A 19,944-nucleotide genomic window follows, 5' to 3' on the forward strand; every position below is an offset into this window, starting at 1 on the left:
ACCCCACAGGACCCGAGCCTTAAACGTTCTGGCGTTCACCCTTCGGATCGAAGAACACCGAAGAAACGATTTCCGCCTCGATCACGCTGCCATCGGCCAGCGGTGCGAACACTCGCTCGCCCATCCGCTGCAACCCGCCCTTGACCACGCCCATGGCAAACGAATAGCCCAGGGAGTTGTGCAGGTAACTGGAAGTCACGTGACCCACCATGGTCATCGGGATGGCTTGCTTGGTGTTGAACACCAGTTGCGCACCTTCCGGCAGCCATTTGGTCGGATCGATCGGCTTCAGGCCAACCAGCTGTTTGCGCTGATCACGCACACAGTCTTCACGGTTCATGCCACGCCAGCCGATCCACGAGAACGGTTTGGTGCGACCGACACACCAGCCCATGTTCAGGTCGTCCGGGGTCATCGAGCTGTCAGTGTCCTGGCCGACGATGATGAAACCCTTCTCGGCCCGCAGCACGTGCATGGTTTCGGTGCCGTACGGGGTCAGGTTGTACTTCTTGCCAGCATCGACGATTTTTTCCAGCACACCCATCGCATAGTCGGCTTGCACGTTGACTTCGTACGACAGTTCACCGGTAAACGAAATCCGGAACACCCGCGCCGGCACACCGCCGACCAGGCCTTCTTTCCAGGTCATGAACGGGAAGGCTTCGCTGCTCAGGTCGATGTCGGTGACTTCGCTGAGCAGCTTGCGGCTGTTCGGCCCGGACAGGGTCATGGTTGCCCAGTGGTCGGTCACGGAGGTGAAGTACACCTTCATGTCCGGCCATTCGGTCTGGTGGTACAGCTCCAGCCACTGCAGCACACGAGCCGCGCCGCCGGTGGTGGTGGTCATGACGAAGTGGTTGTCGGCCAGGCAAGCCGTCACGCCGTCGTCGAACACCATGCCGTCTTCTTTGCACATCAGGCCGTAGCGCGCCTTGCCCACATCGAGCTTGGTCCAGGCGTTGGTGTAGACGCGGTTGAGGAACTCGCGCGCATCCGGGCCCTGGATATCGATCTTGCCCAGGGTCGAAGCATCGAGCAGGCCGACGCTGTCGCGCACGGCTTTGCATTCGCGCTTGACCGCGGCGTGCAGGTCTTCACCGGATTTCGGGAAGTACCAAGGACGTTTCCACTGGCCGACGTCTTCGAACTCGGCGCCGTTTTTCAGGTGCCATTGATGCAGCGCGGTGTAACGCACCGGCTCGAAGATGTGCCCACAGTGACGACCGGCCACGGCGCCGAAAGTCACCGGCGTGTAGTTCGGACGGAACATGGTGGTGCCCATCTGCGGGATGGTCACGTTCAGCGAACGGGCGGCGATGGCCAGGCCGTTGACGTTGCCGAGCTTGCCCTGATCGGTGCCGAAGCCCAGTGCGGTGTAGCGCTTGACGTGCTCGACCGACTCGAAGCCTTCGCGGGTCGCCAGTTCGATGGCGGCGGCGGTGACGTCGTTTTGCAGGTCGACGAATTGCTTCGGCGCACGTGCGGTGTTCTTTTCATGGGGCACCTGGAACAGCGCCAGGGTCGGTTCTTCGAGACGGCTCAGGGCTTTTGGCAACACACCTTCAATCGTCTGGAACCCGGCTTCGGCAGCGGCGCGGGCGCCACCTTCAAAACCGTCAGCCAGAGAATCGCCAAGGCCGTAGACACCGTTGATGCCACCGACGCAAACACGCTTCTGCGGTGCTTCACCCGGTACGAAACCGAGGATGTCTTCGCGCCAGATCGGCTTGCCACCCAGGTGCGAAGCCAGGTGAACCACCGGGCTGTAACCACCGGAACTGGCCACCACGTCGCATTCAAGCCATTCGCCAGGACTGGTCACGGCATGGGCTTTGACGTCGATGGCGGCCACACGGGCAGCGGTCACGCGCTTGCTGCCACGGGCCTCGATCACGGCGCTGCCGGTGAGAATGCGGATGCCTTTGGCACGCGCCTCTTCCACCAGCGCACCACGCGGGTTGCTGCGGGCATCGGCGATGGCCACCACTTGCAGGCTGGCGTCGAGCCAATCCAGGGCAACGCGGTAGGCGTGGTCGTTGTTGGTCGACAGCACCAGTTTCTTGCCCGGTGCCACACCGTAACGACGCACGTAGGTCGAGATGGCGCCGGCGAGCATGTTGCCCGGCACGTCGTTGTTGCCGTAGACCAGTGGACGCTCGTGAGCGCCGGTCGCCAGCACCACACGCTTGGCACGAACCCGGTGAATACGCTGACGCACCTGGCCAATCGGTGCGCGGTCGCCGAGGTGATCGGTCAGGCGCTCGTGAATGGTCAGGAAGTTGTGGTCGTGATAGCCATTGACGGTGGCGCGCGGCAACAGCAGCACGTCCGGAGTGTTCTTCAGTTCGTCGATGACGCTGGCGACCCACTCCATCGCCGGTTTGCCGTCGAGGCTTTCGCGGGAGTCGAGCAGGCTGCCGCCGAACTCTTCCTGTTCGTCAGCCAGAATTACACGGGCGCCGCTGCGCGCAGCCGCCAGTGCAGCCGCCAGGCCGGCAGGGCCAGCACCGACGATCAGCACGTCACAGTGCTGGTTCATGTAGTCGTAGGTGTCCGGATCGTTCTCGGTCGGCGAGCGGCCCAGGCCGGCAGCCTTGCGGATGTACTTCTCGTAAGTCATCCAGAACGATTGCGGGTACATGAAGGTTTTGTAGTAGAAACCCGGCGGCATCAGCTTGCCGCCGACCTTGCCGAGAATCCCCATCATGTCGTTGTTCACGCTCGGCCAGCCATTGGTGCTGGTGGCGACCAGGCCTTGATACAGCGCCTGTTGCGTGGCGCGCACGTTCGGGATCTGCGTGGCTTCGGTGGCGCCGATCTGCAGCACCGCGTTCGGCTCTTCGGCACCGGCGGCGAAGATGCCGCGCGGACGGGAATACTTGAAGCTGCGACCGATGATGTCGACGCCGTTGGCCAGCAGTGCAGCGGCCAGGGAGTCGCCTTCGAAGCCTTTGTAGTTCTGGCCGTTGAAGGTGAAGCTCAAGACTTTGTTGCGGTCGATCCGTCCGCCATTGGACAGGCGATTGATCTGGCTCATACCTTCTCTCCCAGAGCCGTGCTGGCCGCTTTCGGGCTATCGGTCTTGTCGGTGAATTGTGGCTTGGTGCCGATCTTGTAGGTTTCGAGAATCTCGTAGGTCACGGTGTCGCGGGTGACGTTGAAGTACTGACGGCAACCGGCGACGTGATCCCACAACTCGTGGTGCAGACCACGCGGGTTGTCGCGGAAGAACATGTAGTCGCCCCACTCCTCGTCGGTGCAGCTGTTCGGGTCCAGTGGGCGCGGGATGTGCGCCTGGCCGGATGCATGGAATTCCTCTTCGGAGCGCAGTTCGCCGCAGTGAGGACAGAAGATATGCAACATAGGAAATTTCTCCTGTTAGTGGGCGACGGCAGCAGCGCCGTGTTCGTCAATCAGCGCACCGTTGTGGAAACGGTCGATGGAGAACGGTGCGGCCAACGGGTGCATTTCGCCTTTGGCCAGGCTTGCGGCAAACACGTTGCCCGAGCCAGGTGTGGCCTTAAAGCCACCGGTGCCCCAACCGCAGTTGAAGAACATGTTCGGTACCGGGGTTTTCGAAATGATCGGGCAGGCATCCGGCGTGGTGTCGACGATGCCACCCCACTGACGGTTCATGCGCACGCGCGACAGCACCGGGAACATCTCGACGATGGCCTGGATGGTGTGCTCGATCACCGGGTACGAACCACGCTGGCCGTAGCCGTTGTAGCCGTCGATACCGGCGCCGATCACCAGGTCGCCCTTGTCGGACTGGCTGATGTAGCCGTGCACGGCGTTGGACATGATCACGCTGTCGATAATCGGCTTGATCGGCTCGGACACCAGCGCTTGCAGCGGGTGGGATTCGATCGGCAGGCGGAAACCGGCGAGCTTGGCCATGTGCCCGGAGTTACCGGCAGTCACCACGCCGACGCGCTTGGCGCCGATGAAGCCTTTGTTGGTTTCCACGCCGATGCACACGCCGTTTTCCTTGCGGAAACCGATCACTTCGGTCTGCTGGATCAAGTCCACGCCAAGGGCGTCGGCGGCCCGGGCAAAGCCCCAGGCCACGGCATCGTGACGGGCCACGCCACCACGACGCTGGACGGTTGCGCCCATCACCGGGTAGCGGGTGTTCTTGGAGCAGTCGAGGTACGGGATCTCGTCAGCCACTTGCTTGGCATCGAGCAGTTCGCCGTCCACGCCATTGAGGCGGTTGGCGCTGACCCGACGCTCGGAATCACGGATGTCCTGCAGGGTGTGGCACAGGTTGTAGACACCGCGCTGGGAGAACATCACGTTGTAGTTCAGGTCCTGGGACAGGCCTTCCCACAGTTTCATCGCGTGTTCGTACAGGTGGGCTGACTCGTCCCACAGGTAGTTGGAGCGCACGATGGTGGTGTTGCGCGCGGTGTTACCGCCGCCCAGCCAGCCTTTCTCGACCACGGCCACGTTGGTGATGCCGTGCTCCTTGGCCAGGTAGTAAGCCGTGGCCAGGCCATGCCCGCCACCGCCGACGATGACCACGTCGTAGACCTTTTTCGGGGTCGGCGTGCGCCACATGCGCTGCCAGTTTTCATGGTGGCTGAGAGAGTGTTTGAAGAGGCCGAAGCCCGAGTAGCGTTGCATAGTCATTTACTCCAAAACCGCACTCAGCGATAAACCGGGAAGTCCGCGCACAAGGCTGCCACTTGCTCGGCGACATTGGCTTCGACATCGGCATCGCCGAGGTTGTCGAGGATGTCGCAGATCCAGCCGGCCAGCGTGACGCACTGGGCCACCTTGAAGCCGCGCGTGGTCACCGCCGGGGTGCCGATACGCAGGCCGGAGGTCACGAACGGCGACTGTGGATCGTTCGGCACAGCATTCTTGTTCACAGTGATATGGGCGCGACCGAGGGCGGCATCCGCGTCCTTGCCGGTCAGGCCCTGACGGATCAGGCTGACCAGGAACAGGTGGTTGTCGGTACCGCCGGACACTACATCGTAGCCGCGTTTGATAAACACGCCGGCCATGGCCTGGGCGTTGTCGATCACTTGTTGCTGGTAAGCCTTGAAGCCAGGTTCCAGCGCTTCCTTGAAGCAAACCGCCTTACCGGCGATCACGTGCATCAGCGGGCCGCCCTGGGCACCCGGGAAAACTGCCGCGTTGAGCTTCTTCTCGATTTCTTCGTTGGACTTGGCCAGGATCAGGCCGCCACGCGGACCGCGCAGGGTCTTGTGGGTGGTGGTGGTGACCACGTCGGCATAAGGCAGCGGATTCGGGTACAGACCGGCAGCAACCAGACCGGCAACGTGGGCCATGTCGACGAACAGCAGCGCACCGACCTTGTCAGCGATCTGGCGGAAGCGCGGGAAGTCGAGGGTCTTGGAGTAGGCCGAGAAACCGGCAACGATCATCTTCGGCTTGCACTCGACGGCCAGGCGCTCGACTTCGTCGTAGTCGATCAGACCGGTCTTGGTGTCGATGCCGTACTGCACGGCGTTGTACAGCTTGCCCGAGGACGACACTTTGGCGCCGTGGGTCAGGTGACCGCCGTGGGCCAGGCTCATGCCGAGGATGGTGTCGCCGGCTTGCAGCAGCGCCAGGTACACGGCGCTGTTGGCCGAGGAACCGGAGTGCGGCTGGACGTTGGCGTAATCGGCGCCGAACAGTTGCTTGGCGCGCTCGATGGCCAGGGCCTCGACCTTGTCTACGTGCTCGCAGCCACCGTAGTAGCGCTTGCCCGGGTAACCTTCGGCGTACTTGTTGGTCAGGCCGCTGCCCTGGGCCTGCATCACGCGCTTGCTGGTGTAGTTCTCCGACGCGATCAGCTCGATGTGATCTTCCTGACGTTGCTCCTCGGCATTCATCGCCGCCAGCAGTGCATCGTCGTAACCCTGGATCTGGTCTTGCTTGCTGAACATCGCGTCTCTCCCAGCGGCGGCAGTGCGCCATTCGTCTCGGTGAGGCACTGGCTTTTCGGCAGTGCCCTTTGGTAGCGATGGTATGACTGGCTTGGAGTCGTCAAATGCCTACGGGCGCCACGCAAAGGTGCGTTTACGACATGGGAAGAAATGGCAGGCCAAACACGACCGTCGATCCAGCGCAGATCCCCTGTGGGAGCGAGCTTGCTCGCGATAGCGGCATCACATTCAACATTGATGTCGGCTGACCCGCCGCCATCGCGAGCAAGCTCGCTCCCACAGGTCAGGCGATGGCCTGTCGCACTGCGAGCAACACCAGGAAATGCAGGGGATAGAGCACATACGCCCAACGCCGCATCGGCGGTGCTTTTACGCCTTTTACATGTCGCAATAAGAACAGCCCAAGCCATGGCGCGATCAGACAAGTGGCGACTGCCGCCATCGCCACCGGATTGCCCAATCGAACGGAGTAATACAGCACCTGCCATTGGTTGGCCGCCAGACAGGCCAGCCCCGCCAACAGCCCGAAATACCAGGGTCGGCGCAGTACCAGCAGCAAGACAAACGGCAACAGGACGCCAAAAAAACCGAACATCAGTCGCTGGGAGAAAAACGCCGCCAGCAGGACGGCGCCAGCTGCCAGCAGTCGCGATGCAAGCACCGGCTGCTGCCAGCCACGAACCACCAGCCAGCCCAGGGCAAGGGTGGGCAGCACGTTCAAGGTGTCGGGATGGGGAATGAACATCCGGTAGGGAACTTCACTCACCGCGCTAAACAGCAACAACCAACCCAGATAGCGCCACTGGCCACCGGTCGTCGTAGTCCGCTCGCGCGCCAGATTGGCCGCCATAGCCAGGCAGAACCACGGAAACGCCAGGCGCCCCGGCACATACAGCCAATCGGCGGAATAGCCGACATATCTCAGGTGATCGAGCAGCATGCTCAAAAGCGCCAGCCACTTGAGCAGATCCAGTGCCCCATCTCGCTGCTTTAAGTGCATGGCCTTGTGCATCGTCATGTGCATAATTGCCCTTCGACTGTGTATGTTCCAAACAGCGACATCCTGTGCGCTGCACCTGACGATCTTGGGTACAGTGCGCACCCTCATTGACCACGGGACGCTTCACCATAGGCATCTCGACCACGGAAGCAGGCCATGACCGACAAGAGCCAACAATTCGCCAGCGACAACTATTCCGGTATCTGCCCTGAAGCCTGGGCGGCCATGGAACAGGCCAACCACGGCCACCAGCGCGCCTACGGCGACGACGAATGGACCGCCCGCGCCTCCGACGATTTCCGCAAACTGTTTGAAACCGACTGTGAAGTGTTTTTCGCCTTCAACGGCACCGCCGCCAACTCGCTCGCGCTGTCCTCGCTGTGCCAGAGTTACCACAGCGTGATCTGCTCGGAAACCGCTCACGTCGAAACCGACGAATGCGGCGCCCCGGAATTTTTCTCCAACGGCTCCAAGCTGCTGATCGCCCGCACTGAAAACGGCAAGCTGACCCCGGAATCGATCCGCGAGGTCGCGCTCAAGCGCCAGGACATCCACTACCCGAAACCACGTGTGGTGACCCTGACCCAGGCCACCGAAGTCGGCAGCGTCTACACCCCGGACGAAATCCGCGCCATCAGCGCCACCTGCAAGGAACTGGGTCTGAACCTGCACATGGACGGCGCACGCTTCTCCAATGCCTGCGCGTTCCTCGGCTGCACCCCGGCCGACCTGACCTGGAAGGCCGGCGTCGACGTGCTGTGCTTCGGCGGCACCAAGAACGGCATGGCAGTGGGCGAGGCGATTCTGTTCTTCAACCACAAACTCGCCGAAGACTTCGATTACCGCTGCAAACAGGCCGGGCAGCTTGCTTCAAAGATGCGCTTCCTGTCGGCACCCTGGGTCGGCATCCTGGAAAACGACGCCTGGCTCAAATACGCCAACCACGCCAACCACTGCGCACAACTGCTGGCCGAACTGGTCAGCGACATTCCTGGCGTGGAACTGATGTTCCCGGTACAGGCCAACGGCGTGTTCCTGCAACTGTCGGAGCCGGCCATTGCCGCCCTGGCCGCCAGGGGCTGGCGCTTCTACACCTTCATCGGCAACGGCGGCGCACGCTTCATGTGCTCGTGGGATACCGAAGAAGAGCGTGTGCGGGAACTGGCTCGGGACATCCGCGAGGTGATGAGCGCCTGAGGTCGCTTTCAACGGCGCTGCACATCTCGGCCGCGCCGTTCATCCGAACTGTCATATCTGACAGCTCACCGTCTCTGCATCGCCGACTTAGCATGTGAGCACCTGAAGGGAGTTCACACAGTCTTTCGGGAACAATCGCGTGTCGAATTTTCGACGCAACCCATGTTCTAGCGCAGAGTAACTCAAATGAGCAATCAAGCCCTGAACCAAGTCCTGAACCAAGTCCTGATCATCGACCCGAAAGCTACTGTCACTAACGTGAGCTGGGACGAAGTTCAAAAAATTGCGCAAGTCGGCGACATCATTTCACAGCACGGATCCACGTTTACAATCGCCCTTAAGCAGTACGTGCAGCAGATGGACAACTCATACGAAATCAAGCTGTATAAAGCTGATTAATAATTCATGACTCCAGCAATCCATTTTGTGAGTTGATGGCTAACTGATTCACAGCCGAATCCTGTATGGCGAAGGTAGATGCTCCTTTGTCATACAGGACTTTTTCATCTCACCTTTCTCACGGCAGCTCTTGAAAGACTTGGTCTACATAGTGTGTCGAGCCTTCACTCATATAACAACAAGCAGGAGCGTCAGCATGAGCGCGTACGTGAATTGGCGAAAGACATTCATGAAGTGATGAGTGCCTGAATCTGGCACCAGCAGCTGCAGGCACATTCTGATTGCGTCGCACCGCTCATCGGCTCTGGTATTTCTTACAGTTCCAGATCTGGATATCGCTGGCGTAGGGTTTGCCGACCTGAAAAGGAATCTACGCAGTCTTTCGGGAACCATGGCCTGTCGAAGATTCGACGGAAAAACCGAGTTCCAAAAGAGAGCAATCAAAATGAACGATCAAACCTTGGACCAACCGCTGGAAAACGGCTCCATCACATCCGACTTTAATATCACTCCGCACGAGTATTATCTAAGTGTGAATGTCGGCAACACCTTTAAAATGCAAGGCATTCGTTACAAGATCACAAACAAGGAATACGAGGAGAATGCGGAAAACATGCGCAGAGTAAAGCTGGAATTCATGCGCGCTTAACTGATGACTCCAACAGCCCGCATCATCGATTGATGGCGGTTTGAATCACAGCCTTATCCATTGTGGCGAGGTGCTTGCCGCCTCGCCACAAAGGCCTCCACTTGCCACAGTCGCTGTGGATTGAAACCTCCAGAAACCCTCCCTCAAACCGACGCCTGCAAGACTTCGTCTACATTGTCTGTCGAGCCAATCCGCTCACATAACAATAATCAGGAGCGTCAGCATGTCATTGCAAGGCAAAACCCTGTTCATCACCGGCGCCAGCCGCGGCATCGGCCGTGAGATTGCGCTGCGAGCCGCACGCGATGGGGCCAACATCGTGATTGCCGCCAAAAGTGCCGAACCCCACCCCAAGCTGCCGGGCACGATTTTCAGCGTGGCTCGGGAAGTGGAAGCCGCAGGCGGCAAAGCGCTGGCCTTGCAGGTGGATGTACGTGAAGAGGATGCCGTACGTGAGGCGCTGGCCCGGGCCAACGAACATTTCGGCGCCATTGATGCGCTGATCAACAACGCCGGCGCGATCAAATTGACCGGGGTTCAGCACATTGAGCTCAAGCGGTTTGACCTGATGCACCAGATCAACACCCGTGCCGTATTGCTGTGCAGTCAGGCTGCGCTGCCGTACCTGAAGAAATCCGGTGGCCACATCCTCAACCTGTCTCCGCCGCTGAACCTGGCCACCAGGTGGTTCGCCCAATACAGCCCCTATACCGTCACCAAGTACGGCATGAGCATGCTGACCCTGGGCATGAGTGAGGAGTTCAGGAATTACGGCATCAGCGTCAACTCGCTGTGGCCACAGACGATGATTGCCACCGCGGCCATCGAGTTTCAGTTGGGGTCGAAGGAATCGTTCAAGCATGCGCGAACGCCTGCGATCATGGCGGATGCGGCGCATGTGATTTTGAGCTGCACAAACCGCAGCCTGACCGGGCGGTTGTTGATCGATGAGGAAATCTTGCGGGAGAACGGCGCGACCGAGTTCGAGCACTATCGGTTCGCGCCCGACAGCACCGAAAAGCTGATGACAGATCTGTTTATTGACTAAAACCCTCCCCTGTAGGAGCGAGCCTGCTCGCGATAAACCTGAGAACGCCGCGGGGTGCCAGGTTGCCAGCGTCATCGTTGACGTCCATCGCGAGCAAGCTCGCTCCTACAAGGGTATTGCGTAACGCTTAGAATTCGATGCGCACGTCGCCCTTCGGCACGCTGCAGCACGACAGGATGAACCCTTCGGCTTCGTCTTCCTCGGTGATGCCGCCGTTGTGCTCCATCTCCACTTCGCCACCCAGCTTCAACACCTTGCAGGTGCCGCAGATGCCCATGCCGCACGCTTTCGGAATCATCAGGCCGACCTTGGCCGCCGCCGCATGCACGGTCTCGCCCGGAGCCACGCGGATGCTCTTGCCGGAGGCGGTGAACTCCACTTGATGCAGGTCCGCCGCGTCGACTTCCGGTGCCTCGGCCGCTTGTACTGCATGTTCTACCGCATCGGCACGCGCCTCTGGCGGGGTCGCACCGAAGGATTCTTCGTGGTAACGCGACATGTCGAAACCTGCGCCTTCCAGCAAGCGCTTGACCGCATTCATATAGGGCGTCGGGCCGCAGCAGAATACTTCGCGCTCAAGGAAGTCAGGCGCCATCAGTTCAAGCATTCTGTGGTTCAGGTAACCGCGATAACCGGCCCAGGGCTCACCCATGCCGTGCTTCTCGCAGATCAGGTGCAGGCTGAAGTTTTCGATCCGCGACGCCATGTGCTCCAGCTCGCGGTGGTAAATGATGTCTTTGGGCGAACGGGCGCTGTGGATAAACACCATGTCGACATTGCCGTTGGTGTCGTAGAACCAGCGCGCCATGGACATGACCGGCGTGATACCCACGCCGCCGCTGAGGTAGAGCACCTTCGGCGCGGTGAAGTCCATGGCATTGAACAGCCCGACCGGACCGTGCACCGCCAGCTCCTGGCCTTCGTGCAGGGTGTCGTGCAGCCAGTTCGAGACCTTGCCGCCCGGCACACGCTTGATGGTCACCGAAAAGCTGTAGGGTACCGACGGCGAACTGGAAATGGTGTACGAACGCATAATCGGCTGGCCTTCGATTTCCAGCTCCAGGGTGACAAACTGCCCCGGCTTGAAGAAGAACAGGATCGGCTGGTCGGCCATGAAGCAAAAGGTGCGCACATCCCAGGTTTCCTGGATGACTTTGACGCAACGGACAATGTGTCGACCATTGGCCCAGGTCTGGGTGGTTACCGGATTCAGGAAGCTGTTGGACATGCTGATCTCCACGGCCGACTGTCGGCCTTCATGTTGGCGATTCTGCGTATAGCGCGGATCACCCATTTACCTATCTGCGACATTGACATGCTTATCGCGACCAGCCCCCAACGACCGGGGCTTGCGCGTCGGGAACAGATTGCACCATGTCGCCCATGGATAAGGTTCTGGCCTGCGCCGGCCCCACACTCGCCCCATACCAAGACACAACCATTACACCTTGCGTAGCAACCCTGATTAGCCACTTTCGCCGGCCACACAGAATGGCCTTGAGGATTAAACGATGGACGTCACTACTACACTGAGCCTGGGCGATCCGCTGGAACCCGCACGCAAGGCCACCGCACAGATGCTGCAAGAGCGTGAGCGCACGTTCTCGCTGCCGCAGCCGTTTTACTCCGACGACCGCCTGTTTGATATCGACATGCAGGAAATCTTTCAGAAAGAGTGGTTGATCGCCGGCATGACCTGCGAGATCCCCACCAAAGGCAACTACCTGACCCTGCAGGTCGGCAAGAACCCGATCATCGTCATCCGTGGCGCCGAAGGCGTGGTGCACGCGTTCCATAACGTCTGCCGCCACCGTGGCTCGCGCCTGTGCACCAGCGACAAGGGCAAGGTCGCCAAACTGGTTTGCCACTACCACCAGTGGACCTACGAACTCGACGGTCGCCTGCTGTTCGCCGGCACCGAGATGGGCGCCGACTTCGACATGAATCAGTACGGCCTCAAACCGGTGAACGTGAAGACTGCCGGCGGCTACATCTTCATCAGCCTGGCGGAGAACCCGCCAGCCATTGATGACTTCCTGTCGACGCTCAACCATTACATGGAACCGTACGACATGGAAAACACCAAGGTGGCGGTGCAAACCACCTTGATGGAAAAGGCCAACTGGAAGCTTGTGCTGGAAAACAACCGCGAGTGCTACCACTGCAACGCGTCGCACCCGGAACTGCTGAAAACCCTGCTGGAATGGGACGACGTCACCGACCCGCGCGCCGACCAGGCGTTCAAGGACCACGTCGCCGCCTCCGCCGCCGCCTGGGAAGCCGAGAAGATCCCGTACGCCCACGCCAGCTTCGGCCTGCGTAACCGCATCGTGCGCATGCCGCTGCTCAAGGGCTCCGTGTCGATGACCATGGACGGCAAACAGGGCTGTGCCAAGCTGATGGGCCGCATCAAGAACCCGGACCTGGGCTCGATGCGCATCCTGCACCTGCCGCACTCCTGGAACCACTGCATGGGCGACCACATCATTGTGTTCACCGTGTGGCCGATCAGCGCCCAGGAAACCATGGTCACCACCAAGTGGATCGTGCACAAGGACGCCGTCGAAGGCGTGGACTACGACGTGGAGCGCATGCGCCAGGTCTGGGACGCCACCAACGACCAGGACCGTCGCCTGGCCGAAGAGAACCAGCGCGGCATCAACTCCACCGCATACCAGCCTGGCCCGTACTCCAAGACCTATGAGTTCGGCGTGGTGAACTTCGTGGACTGGTACAGCGAGCGTCTGCTGAGCAACCTGGGGGCCGAGCCTGCGCCGTACCTCAAAGGCGTTCCGGTCCAAGGCTAAATCCACTCCCTGTAGGAGCGAGCTTGCTCGCGATGAGCCTGAGAACGCCGCCGGGTGTCAGGTTGCCAACGTTATCGTTGACGTCCATCGCGAGCAGGCTCGCTCCTACAGGGGGCTTGCCCGTCATTCATAGAACTGTACGAAATATGACCTATCTCGTTCAGACCTATGCCCGCCGCACCTCCCAGCCTTCCGCAAACAAGTTATCCACACCTCCACCCACAGCTATTGGGGACAACTGTGGAAATGCTGGAAATTTTCTTCACGAAAACCAAAGAAAAACCGTGACTTATCCAGAAGCCTGCTTCCGCGCGTGGACTGGTCGTTTTTTGACCTGAAGCCTGAAAGCCACGGCCTGCATGGCCTTCAGAGGATGGCGAACACCTTATCCACAGAAGCGCCAACAGACTTTGGGGTTAACTTGGAAGGCTCTGTGGAAAACCGCTGAAACCTTGATAAATCCAGCGTTTGCGTGAAAGCCGACAATGCAAAACCGCCTTTTGATCATTTTATGATCAGATGCCTACACACCTCTATTTACAAGGCCTGCAGCCGAGAGCAAACATCTTATCCACAGAAGCGCCAACAGAGATTGGGGGCAAGTCTGCGTTAACAGCAGCACTTATCCCCTTGAAAAAGCTTGGAAAAAACACGAGCGAGGCTGGTTGTTTTTTGAACGACGCCTTGCAGGGCTTGATTTACATGGGCCGTAGCGAGGGGCGAACATGTTATCCACAGAACCACCAACAGGGATTGTGGGTAAACACCAACGTATTCAGACTTTATTGAAGCATGAGCGACCTGAGTCCAGGTCCAGGTTCAATTCAAAGTCTTTGAAGGCGCGCCAACCGAGCAATATCGACGGCACGTATTGCCCGCCCAGCAGCGACGGCGGGATGGTGAAGCCCGGGTAGTATTTGTAGCTGACCGCCATGATGTTGCCTTGCATGACCAATATGCCGTCAAAGCGCTGAAAGTGCTTGTTGTCGCCGGTGTAACCGTTCGAGCTTCCTGGCGTCAGTGCCTGCACGGCATTGGCCTGTCTGCCAGGTAACGCGGCCGTCAGGTAGTCGACATTTCCCGTATCGATGATGGCCAGCGTTGTGCGGCGATCCAGCTGAGCGGCAACCACCAGCCGCTGGTTGAGATCCACGCGGTTAAAGGCAATGAACGCATCACAGCGCCTGGCAGGCGCAGGATTGAGTTCCAGGGCGTTTCTGGTGATCTTCAAGCGCCCCAGTTTGCTGATCAGGTCCAGCCCCAGCAAATTCTCCCGGTCGCTGACAAACACCAGGACATTCCTGAACTCTCGGGTGCCGACTTTGAGTGACCTGAGAATGCCCAGCCTCGCAGCCAGGCCTTTTTCGCCATAAAACGTGCTGTAGCGATACTGAGCATCGGGCAACAACCTGATGCCCATCTGTTTCGCAGTGTCGATGTTGACCCGGGTTTGCGGTGCCCCCGTGTCCAGTACAAAACGCGCCGAGACACCATTGGCCGAACCGACATCGATAAATGGCAGCACTTCTTGCGCGATGTAAAAGTCGTTGGCATACGGATGCAGCGGCAGCACCTCATGCCGCACCGAATCGCTGACCGAGAAATTGCCAGTCGTCGCCAGGATGGCCAGTGATTTGTCGCCGAACATGGAGAACAGCGGTTTCAGCTCAGCGCTGGCCTCTATCGCCCGGGCATGCCTGCCCTTGATCGCCAGATAGTATTCGGGGAGTTGGTTGGCGACCTTGGCTTCGAGCATTCTGGCCAGGACCGACACCGAACAGTCGAGGTGCTTATCGGCATCCAGCTCTTTGTCGCACTGCTGCCGCAACTGTGCCAGGGACGCGTTGCGCCCCTGCTCGGTCTCGACCCACTGATAAAAGTCCTGATCGGCCGCAGGGGCTTTTATCCGGACGGCAGACATCAAGCCTGTGGATACCCACATGGACGTAGCGAAGAGCGCCAAAAGAGCGAAAGTCTTCATATTCAAGCCAGTCATAAAACCGGGTTTTATGAGTCAGCGCTGAATATCTGAAAACTCCCGAAAGCGTGCCGCACCCTTGATCAGCGCATAGAAAACTGTAGCTCACCGCCCTTGTCAGCGTGGAGCCAGATAAATGATGCGTGGTGCTGTGGATAACTGTCGCGACTCGAACAACCCCCGAACCAGCTCAGGGTCTGTGCATAAGATAGGCGTCACCTGTGACGCGGATCATGGGATGAGGGATGACCTGGCAGGTCTTGATGACCGCGAAGCCGTGTCGCTCGTAAAAACGCCGGGCGCCAGTGTTGGCGGCATAGTCGATCAGGCTCAGGCCATTGAGCCCGAGCCGGTCGGCACGTTCTTGGGCATGGGCGAGAAACTGCTTGCCCAGCCCCCGGTTACGCCAGCCTTCATGCAGGGCCAGGCTGGAGATATACAGGGTATCGGGCACTTCCATGTCGGCATAAGGCGCCAGCACCGGGTCGGTCGTCGGGACCGCCAGTGGATCGTGGCGCATCGCGTAACTGTGCATCATGCCAATGACCTGGCCATCGGCCTCGGCAATCAGGCAGTTCTGGTAGGAGAAATCGACATCGTCCCGGGCATAGCGAATGGCACCGACGTCCAACAGATCCTGCCCGGGCTCTGCGATCTGACTCCAGATGTAATCTGAAGCGCCCTCGGATGAAATCTGGAACAACCGCGCAATCTCACGCGCATCGGCGCGCACTGCCGAACGAAATTCAACGGCCATTGTTCCCCCATAAATGTCGGTGAGATGAAGCTTTTCTGTGGGAGCGGGCTTGCTCGCGAAAGCGGCGGGCCAGGCGATATTCATGTCGACTGACACGCCCCCTTCGCGAGCAAGCCCGCTCCCACATTTGATCCAGGGTGACTATTTGTCAGCGGACCACACCCTCTTCAATCAGCAACTTGAGGATCGCTTCAGCCCCCGCTTGTGCCGTCACGCCCTTGAGCACCTGCCCGCCCCCACCACTGGCCTTGGCCGTCGCGGCTTTCATGCGGTCGGCGCCGCTCTTGGCCTTGATCACTTTCAGGCGCTTGGGCCGTGGCTTGGCCGGTTGCAGGCTGGCGACCGCGAGCAGCTCATCATCGATGACTTCAACGTCCTGCGCTTGCAGCACGCCGCGTCGGGCCGGGCCATACGCGCTCTGGCGAGGCTTGGGCGCGGCGTTGTCCACCGTTGCCAGAAACGGCAGGCGCACCTTCAGCCGACGACGTTGACCGCGCGGCAAGGCTTGCAGCACCAGCGCCGAACCGCCATCGATGGACTCCACCTGTGCCAGCCCCACCACCAGCGGCCAGCCCAGGCTTTCAGCCAGCAGGAAGGGCAACATGCCCGAGCCTTCACCGGTTTCCGCCTGGCTGCCGGTCAACACCACCTGAGCACCGGCATCACGCAGATACTCGGTCAATGCCGGCAGCGCATCGGCACCCTCGGGCTGCTCAAGCACATGCAACTGTTCCAGGCCCATGCCCAGGTAAGCCCGCAGCGCAGGCTCGGCGATGTCGCCGGCATGCAGCACCTGCAAGTTATCCCCAGCCAGTTGCAGGCCCAGTTCCACCGCCCGCGCATCCTGTTCCGCGCGACGCGGCCGACCGGACGTCGGGTGGGCGCCGATGGACACCAGGCTGATGATTTTCGTGCTCATAACCCTTTCCTTCCCTTAAGCCGCATCGCGCTTGGCGTCGTTGCGGTAAGCCTCTACCGCTTCGATCAAGGCTTGAAGAATCTCCGCACTCTCGCCGATCACCGAGAGGTCGGCACGCTTGATCATGTCGCAGCCAGGGTCGAGGTTGATCGCCACCACCTTGTCGCAGGCACCAATGCCCTGCAGGTGCTGGATCGCCCCGGAAATCCCCACGGCCACATAGACCCGTGCAGTCACCCAGGTACCGGATGCCCCGACCTGACGATCGCGGGCCATGAAGCCGTCGTCCACCGCCACCCGCGATGCGCCCTCGGTCGCGCCGAGGGCTTCGGCGGTCCTGTGGAATAGTCCCCAGTCCTTGACCCCGTTGCCGCCGGAGAAAATGAACTCGGCCTCGGCCATCGGAATCGCCGCCGGATCCACCGCCACCGCGCCCAGATCTTCGATCCGCGACAGGCTGCGCGCTACGTTTGTGGATAACTCCACCGGCAATGCTTCATGACGGGTTTCGCTGACCGGTTCGGCGCACTCGGCAGCCGCCAGAATCAAGCGCGCCAGCGGACGGGCAAGGTCTTGCAGACCGGCACCGGCGCGGCCGATGCACTCCTGATCCTTGACCTGCCAGACCCGCGTCGCCGGGCGTTCGCCCAGGGCGGCGGCAAAGCGCCGACCCAGTTCCCCGCCACCGGTGCGACTGTCCGGCAACAACCAGTGTCGTGGGCTGAACTGGTTATCCACAGCCCGCAGGCCCTGGACCCGTTGTTCCGGTGCATAACCGTTGAATTCTTCACCTTCCAGCACCAGCAGACGATCGACGCCCGCCGTGGCAAAAGCGCTTTCCTTATGCTCGCCGAACACCACGGCCAGCACCGCGCCGTCCTTGCCGGCCAGTTGATGGGCCAGGCCCAGCAGGTCGCGGTCGTGACTGCTCAAGCGGCCACCGACCATATCCGGCACCACGCTGATGTAAAACGCCGGCGCGGCCACCTGGTGCAATGGCAATTGCACTTCGACAGCGGCTGTACGTTTATTCGTCCCGCCCTGCTGGGCGCCGCTGCGGTCGATGCGCTTGATGCCGTTGGGGCCGATAAAGCCAATGCCATGGGGATTCTTGCGGATGACACCGTTAGGCCCCATCCAGCTGTGTTGCACCGGTTGCATGGCCGCGTGCAGTGGATGCAGACGGTTGCGGGCAATCCATTCGGCCCGCGGGTCGCGGCGGATAATGTCGCTCATCAGTGGGCCTCCGCAGGTTCGCGCTTGACGGGTGTCTTGGCGGGCGCGGCGTCTTCGAGCAACGCATCGGCCACCAGTTCGGCGATGTCCTTGATCAGCGGCCGGGGTTCGACCACGCCTTCAAGCATCGCGGTGCACTGCGGACAACCCACGGCCACCAGTTCGGCGCCGGTTTCGCGGATGTCTTCCATGCGCATGTCAGGAATGCGTTGCTTGCCCGGAATGTCGGTGATCGGCGCACCGCCGCCACCGCCGCAGCAGCGGGAGCGGAAACCGGAACGTTGCATCTCTTTCACTTCGATCCCGAGCGCGCGCAGTACCTCACGCGGCGCCTCGTATTCGCCGTTGTAGCGGCCGAGGTAGCACGGGTCGTGGTAAGTCACGCTGTCGCCTTTGTGCTGACCGAGGTTCAGCGCGCCGGCCTGGATGATTTCCGCCATGTAGGTGCTGTGGTGCTGCACCAGGTAGTTGCCATCGAAGGCGCCGTACTCGTTTTTCAGCACGTGGAAACTGTGCGGATCGCAGGTGACGATGCGGTTGAAGCTGTACTTGGCCAGGGTCTGGATGTTGCGTTTGGCCAACAGCTGGAAGGTCGCTTCGTCGCCCAGGCGCCGGGCCACGTCACCGCTGTCGCGTTCTTCCAGGCCGAGCACGGCGAAGTCGATTTTCGCCGCCTTGAGCACTTTGACGAAGGCGCGCAGGGTGCGCTGGTTGCGCATGTCGAAGGCGCCGTCGCCGACCCAGAACAGGACGTCGGTGGATTTCTTTTCGCTGAGCAGGTTGAGGTTCAAGTCTGCCGCCCAGTTCATCCGCCCGCCCGGCGCAAAGCCGCCCGGGTTGTCGGTGGCGATCAGGTTTTCCAGGACTTCGGCGCCCTTGTTCGGGGTCGCGCCTTTTTCCAGGGTCAGGTGACGGCGCATGTCGACGATGGCATCGACGTGCTCGATCATCATCGGGCACTCCTCGACGCAGGCACGGCAGGTGGTGCAGGACCACAGGGTCTCGGCGTCCACCAGACCGTTGACGATCGGTTGATGCGGATTGCCAGCGTGCTCGCCAATCGCTTTGCCGGGATATGGGCTGCCAGCGAATTTGGCATCGGTGCCACCGGCCAGGCCGACGACCATGTCCTGAATCAGTTTTTTCGGGTTCAGTGGCTGGCCAGCGGCGAAGGCCGGGCACGCCGCTTCGCATTTACCGCACTGCACGCAGGCGTCGAAGCCGAGCAATTGGTTCCAGGTGAAATCCTTGGGTTTTTCCACGCCCAGTGGCGCACTCAGGTCGCTGAGATCCAGCGGCTTCAAACCGGTGGAACGGCCGCCGCCAAAACGTTCGGCGCGACGGTGCCAGGCCAGGTGCAGGGCGCCGGCAAAGGCATGCTTCATCGGCCCGCCCCAGGTCATGCCGAAGAACAGCTCCGACACGCCCCACAACACGCCAACTCCGAGAATCGCTGCCAACAGCCAGCCGCCGAAGTTTTCCGGGAGGATGCCAGCCACCGGCAGGGTCAACAGGAAGAACGAGGCCGAGAATGCCAGCAGGCTTTTCGGCAGGCGCATCCACGGGCCTTTCGACAGACGCGACGGCGGGTTGCGCCGGCGCAGGTAAACGAAGATCGCGCCAACGAACATCACCGCCGACATCAGCAGCAGCGCATAGCCGAGGAAGCGGTTATGCAGGCCGAAACCATGCACCAGAATCGCCAGCACGATGGACGCCACCGCACCGCCGGCTGTGGCGACGTGGGTGTTGGCAATGTATTTGTCCCGCGCCACCACATGGTGCAAATCGACCATGTAGCGCTTGGGCATGGCGAACAGTCCACCGATCAGGTCGACTTTCGAAGCCCGGCCCCGGCGCCACATGGCCACCCGCCGCAACGCGCCCAGGACACCAAGGCCCAGGGCTGCGAACAACAGGATTGGAAGAAGGGTGTTCAACATGGTGAAGCTCCCACCAGAACATCTTGGAGAAACGCGGTCAGCGGTTCCTGTGGGAGCGGGCTTGCCCGCGAAAGCGGTGGGTCAGTCGACATCAATGTCGGCAGA

At 60.6% G+C, this 19,944-nt stretch carries 16 protein-coding genes; 5 read left to right on the forward strand and 11 right to left on the reverse strand.

Annotation, left to right across the window (positions count from 1 at the left end):
• Nucleotides 1-19: 19 nt before the first annotated feature.
• The 5 genes from PPUTUW4_RS25440 to PPUTUW4_RS25460 all read right to left on the reverse strand — a co-directional run bounded on the left by PPUTUW4_RS25440 (nucleotide 20) and on the right by PPUTUW4_RS25460 (nucleotide 6,918).
• Nucleotides 20-3,037, reverse strand: coding sequence for a sarcosine oxidase subunit alpha (locus PPUTUW4_RS25440; RefSeq protein ID WP_015097124.1), 3,018 nt, complete (start codon nucleotides 3,035-3,037; stop codon nucleotides 20-22).
• Nucleotides 3,034-3,363 carry a sarcosine oxidase subunit delta gene (locus PPUTUW4_RS25445; RefSeq protein ID WP_007980417.1) on the reverse strand — a complete coding sequence of 110 codons (330 nt, stop codon included), beginning with the start codon at nucleotides 3,361-3,363 and terminating at the stop codon, nucleotides 3,034-3,036. Before PPUTUW4_RS25445 ends, PPUTUW4_RS25440 begins: the two co-directional genes overlap by 4 nt.
• A 15-nt stretch (nucleotides 3,364-3,378) precedes the next feature.
• Nucleotides 3,379-4,629 carry a sarcosine oxidase subunit beta gene (locus tag PPUTUW4_RS25450; RefSeq protein WP_007980419.1) on the reverse strand — a complete coding sequence of 417 codons (1,251 nt, stop codon included), beginning with the start codon at nucleotides 4,627-4,629 and terminating at the stop codon, nucleotides 3,379-3,381.
• Nucleotides 4,630-4,652: 23 nt separating this feature from the next.
• Entirely contained in the window at nucleotides 4,653-5,906 is a 1,254-nt protein-coding gene (gene glyA, locus PPUTUW4_RS25455) for a serine hydroxymethyltransferase (protein ID WP_015097125.1), read from the reverse strand.
• Nucleotides 5,907-6,189: 283 nt separating this feature from the next.
• Nucleotides 6,190-6,918: a TraX family protein gene (locus tag PPUTUW4_RS25460; protein ID WP_041475086.1), complete on the reverse strand. Its 729-nt coding sequence runs from the start codon at nucleotides 6,916-6,918 to the stop codon at nucleotides 6,190-6,192.
• A 144-nt stretch (nucleotides 6,919-7,062) separates the two neighbouring features.
• Here PPUTUW4_RS25460 and PPUTUW4_RS25465 point away from each other — a divergent pair, with 144 nt between their 5' ends.
• From PPUTUW4_RS25465 to PPUTUW4_RS25480, 4 genes are all read left to right on the forward strand, one after another.
• Nucleotides 7,063-8,103 carry a low specificity L-threonine aldolase gene (locus tag PPUTUW4_RS25465; RefSeq protein ID WP_015097127.1) on the forward strand — a complete coding sequence of 347 codons (1,041 nt, stop codon included), beginning with the start codon at nucleotides 7,063-7,065 and terminating at the stop codon, nucleotides 8,101-8,103.
• A gap of 186 nt (nucleotides 8,104-8,289) precedes the next feature.
• Nucleotides 8,290-8,502 carry a hypothetical protein gene (locus PPUTUW4_RS25470; RefSeq protein WP_015097128.1) on the forward strand — a complete coding sequence of 71 codons (213 nt, stop codon included), beginning with the start codon at nucleotides 8,290-8,292 and terminating at the stop codon, nucleotides 8,500-8,502.
• Between the two features lie 241 nt (nucleotides 8,503-8,743).
• Nucleotides 8,744-9,151 (forward strand): hypothetical protein, encoded by a 408-nt coding sequence (locus PPUTUW4_RS29780; RefSeq protein ID WP_015097129.1) that lies wholly within the window; start codon nucleotides 8,744-8,746, stop codon nucleotides 9,149-9,151.
• Nucleotides 9,152-9,374: 223 nt separating this feature from the next.
• Nucleotides 9,375-10,199, forward strand: coding sequence for an NAD(P)-dependent oxidoreductase (locus PPUTUW4_RS25480; protein WP_015097130.1), 825 nt, complete (start codon nucleotides 9,375-9,377; stop codon nucleotides 10,197-10,199).
• Nucleotides 10,200-10,326: 127 nt separating this feature from the next.
• On the opposite strand, the gene gbcB is transcribed toward PPUTUW4_RS25480, so the two are convergent.
• The gene (gene gbcB, locus PPUTUW4_RS25485) at nucleotides 10,327-11,427 is read right to left on the reverse strand and encodes a glycine-betaine demethylase subunit GbcB (protein ID WP_015097131.1); all 1,101 of its coding nucleotides are present in this window, start codon (nucleotides 11,425-11,427) and stop codon (nucleotides 10,327-10,329) included.
• Between the two features lie 283 nt (nucleotides 11,428-11,710).
• Here gbcB and gbcA point away from each other — a divergent pair, with 283 nt between their 5' ends.
• The gene (gene gbcA, locus PPUTUW4_RS25490; protein WP_015097132.1) at nucleotides 11,711-13,006 is read left to right on the forward strand and encodes a glycine-betaine demethylase subunit GbcA; all 1,296 of its coding nucleotides are present in this window, start codon (nucleotides 11,711-11,713) and stop codon (nucleotides 13,004-13,006) included.
• A gap of 775 nt (nucleotides 13,007-13,781) precedes the next feature.
• Here the strand turns inward: gbcA and PPUTUW4_RS25495 are convergent.
• From PPUTUW4_RS25495 to dgcB, 5 genes are all read right to left on the reverse strand, one after another.
• Entirely contained in the window at nucleotides 13,782-14,927 is a 1,146-nt protein-coding gene (locus PPUTUW4_RS25495) for a retropepsin-like aspartic protease (protein WP_227698143.1), read from the reverse strand.
• A gap of 247 nt (nucleotides 14,928-15,174) precedes the next feature.
• The gene (locus PPUTUW4_RS25500; RefSeq protein WP_015097134.1) at nucleotides 15,175-15,741 is read right to left on the reverse strand and encodes a GNAT family N-acetyltransferase; all 567 of its coding nucleotides are present in this window, start codon (nucleotides 15,739-15,741) and stop codon (nucleotides 15,175-15,177) included.
• A gap of 148 nt (nucleotides 15,742-15,889) precedes the next feature.
• Nucleotides 15,890-16,660, reverse strand: coding sequence for an electron transfer flavoprotein subunit beta (locus tag PPUTUW4_RS25505; protein ID WP_015097135.1), 771 nt, complete (start codon nucleotides 16,658-16,660; stop codon nucleotides 15,890-15,892).
• A gap of 15 nt (nucleotides 16,661-16,675) precedes the next feature.
• A complete protein-coding gene (locus PPUTUW4_RS25510; RefSeq protein ID WP_015097136.1) occupies nucleotides 16,676-17,896 on the reverse strand; it encodes an electron transfer flavoprotein subunit alpha/FixB family protein in 1,221 nt (406 codons plus the stop codon).
• Complete coding sequence (dgcB, locus tag PPUTUW4_RS25515) at nucleotides 17,896-19,839, reverse strand: dimethylglycine demethylation protein DgcB (protein ID WP_015097137.1); 1,944 nt, start codon at nucleotides 19,837-19,839, stop codon at nucleotides 17,896-17,898. Before dgcB ends, PPUTUW4_RS25510 begins: the two co-directional genes overlap by 1 nt.
• Nucleotides 19,840-19,944: the final 105 nt, after the last annotated feature.

This window comes from Pseudomonas sp. UW4, from assembly GCF_000316175.1.
Taxonomy (GTDB): domain Bacteria; phylum Pseudomonadota; class Gammaproteobacteria; order Pseudomonadales; family Pseudomonadaceae; genus Aquipseudomonas; species Aquipseudomonas laurylsulfatiphila.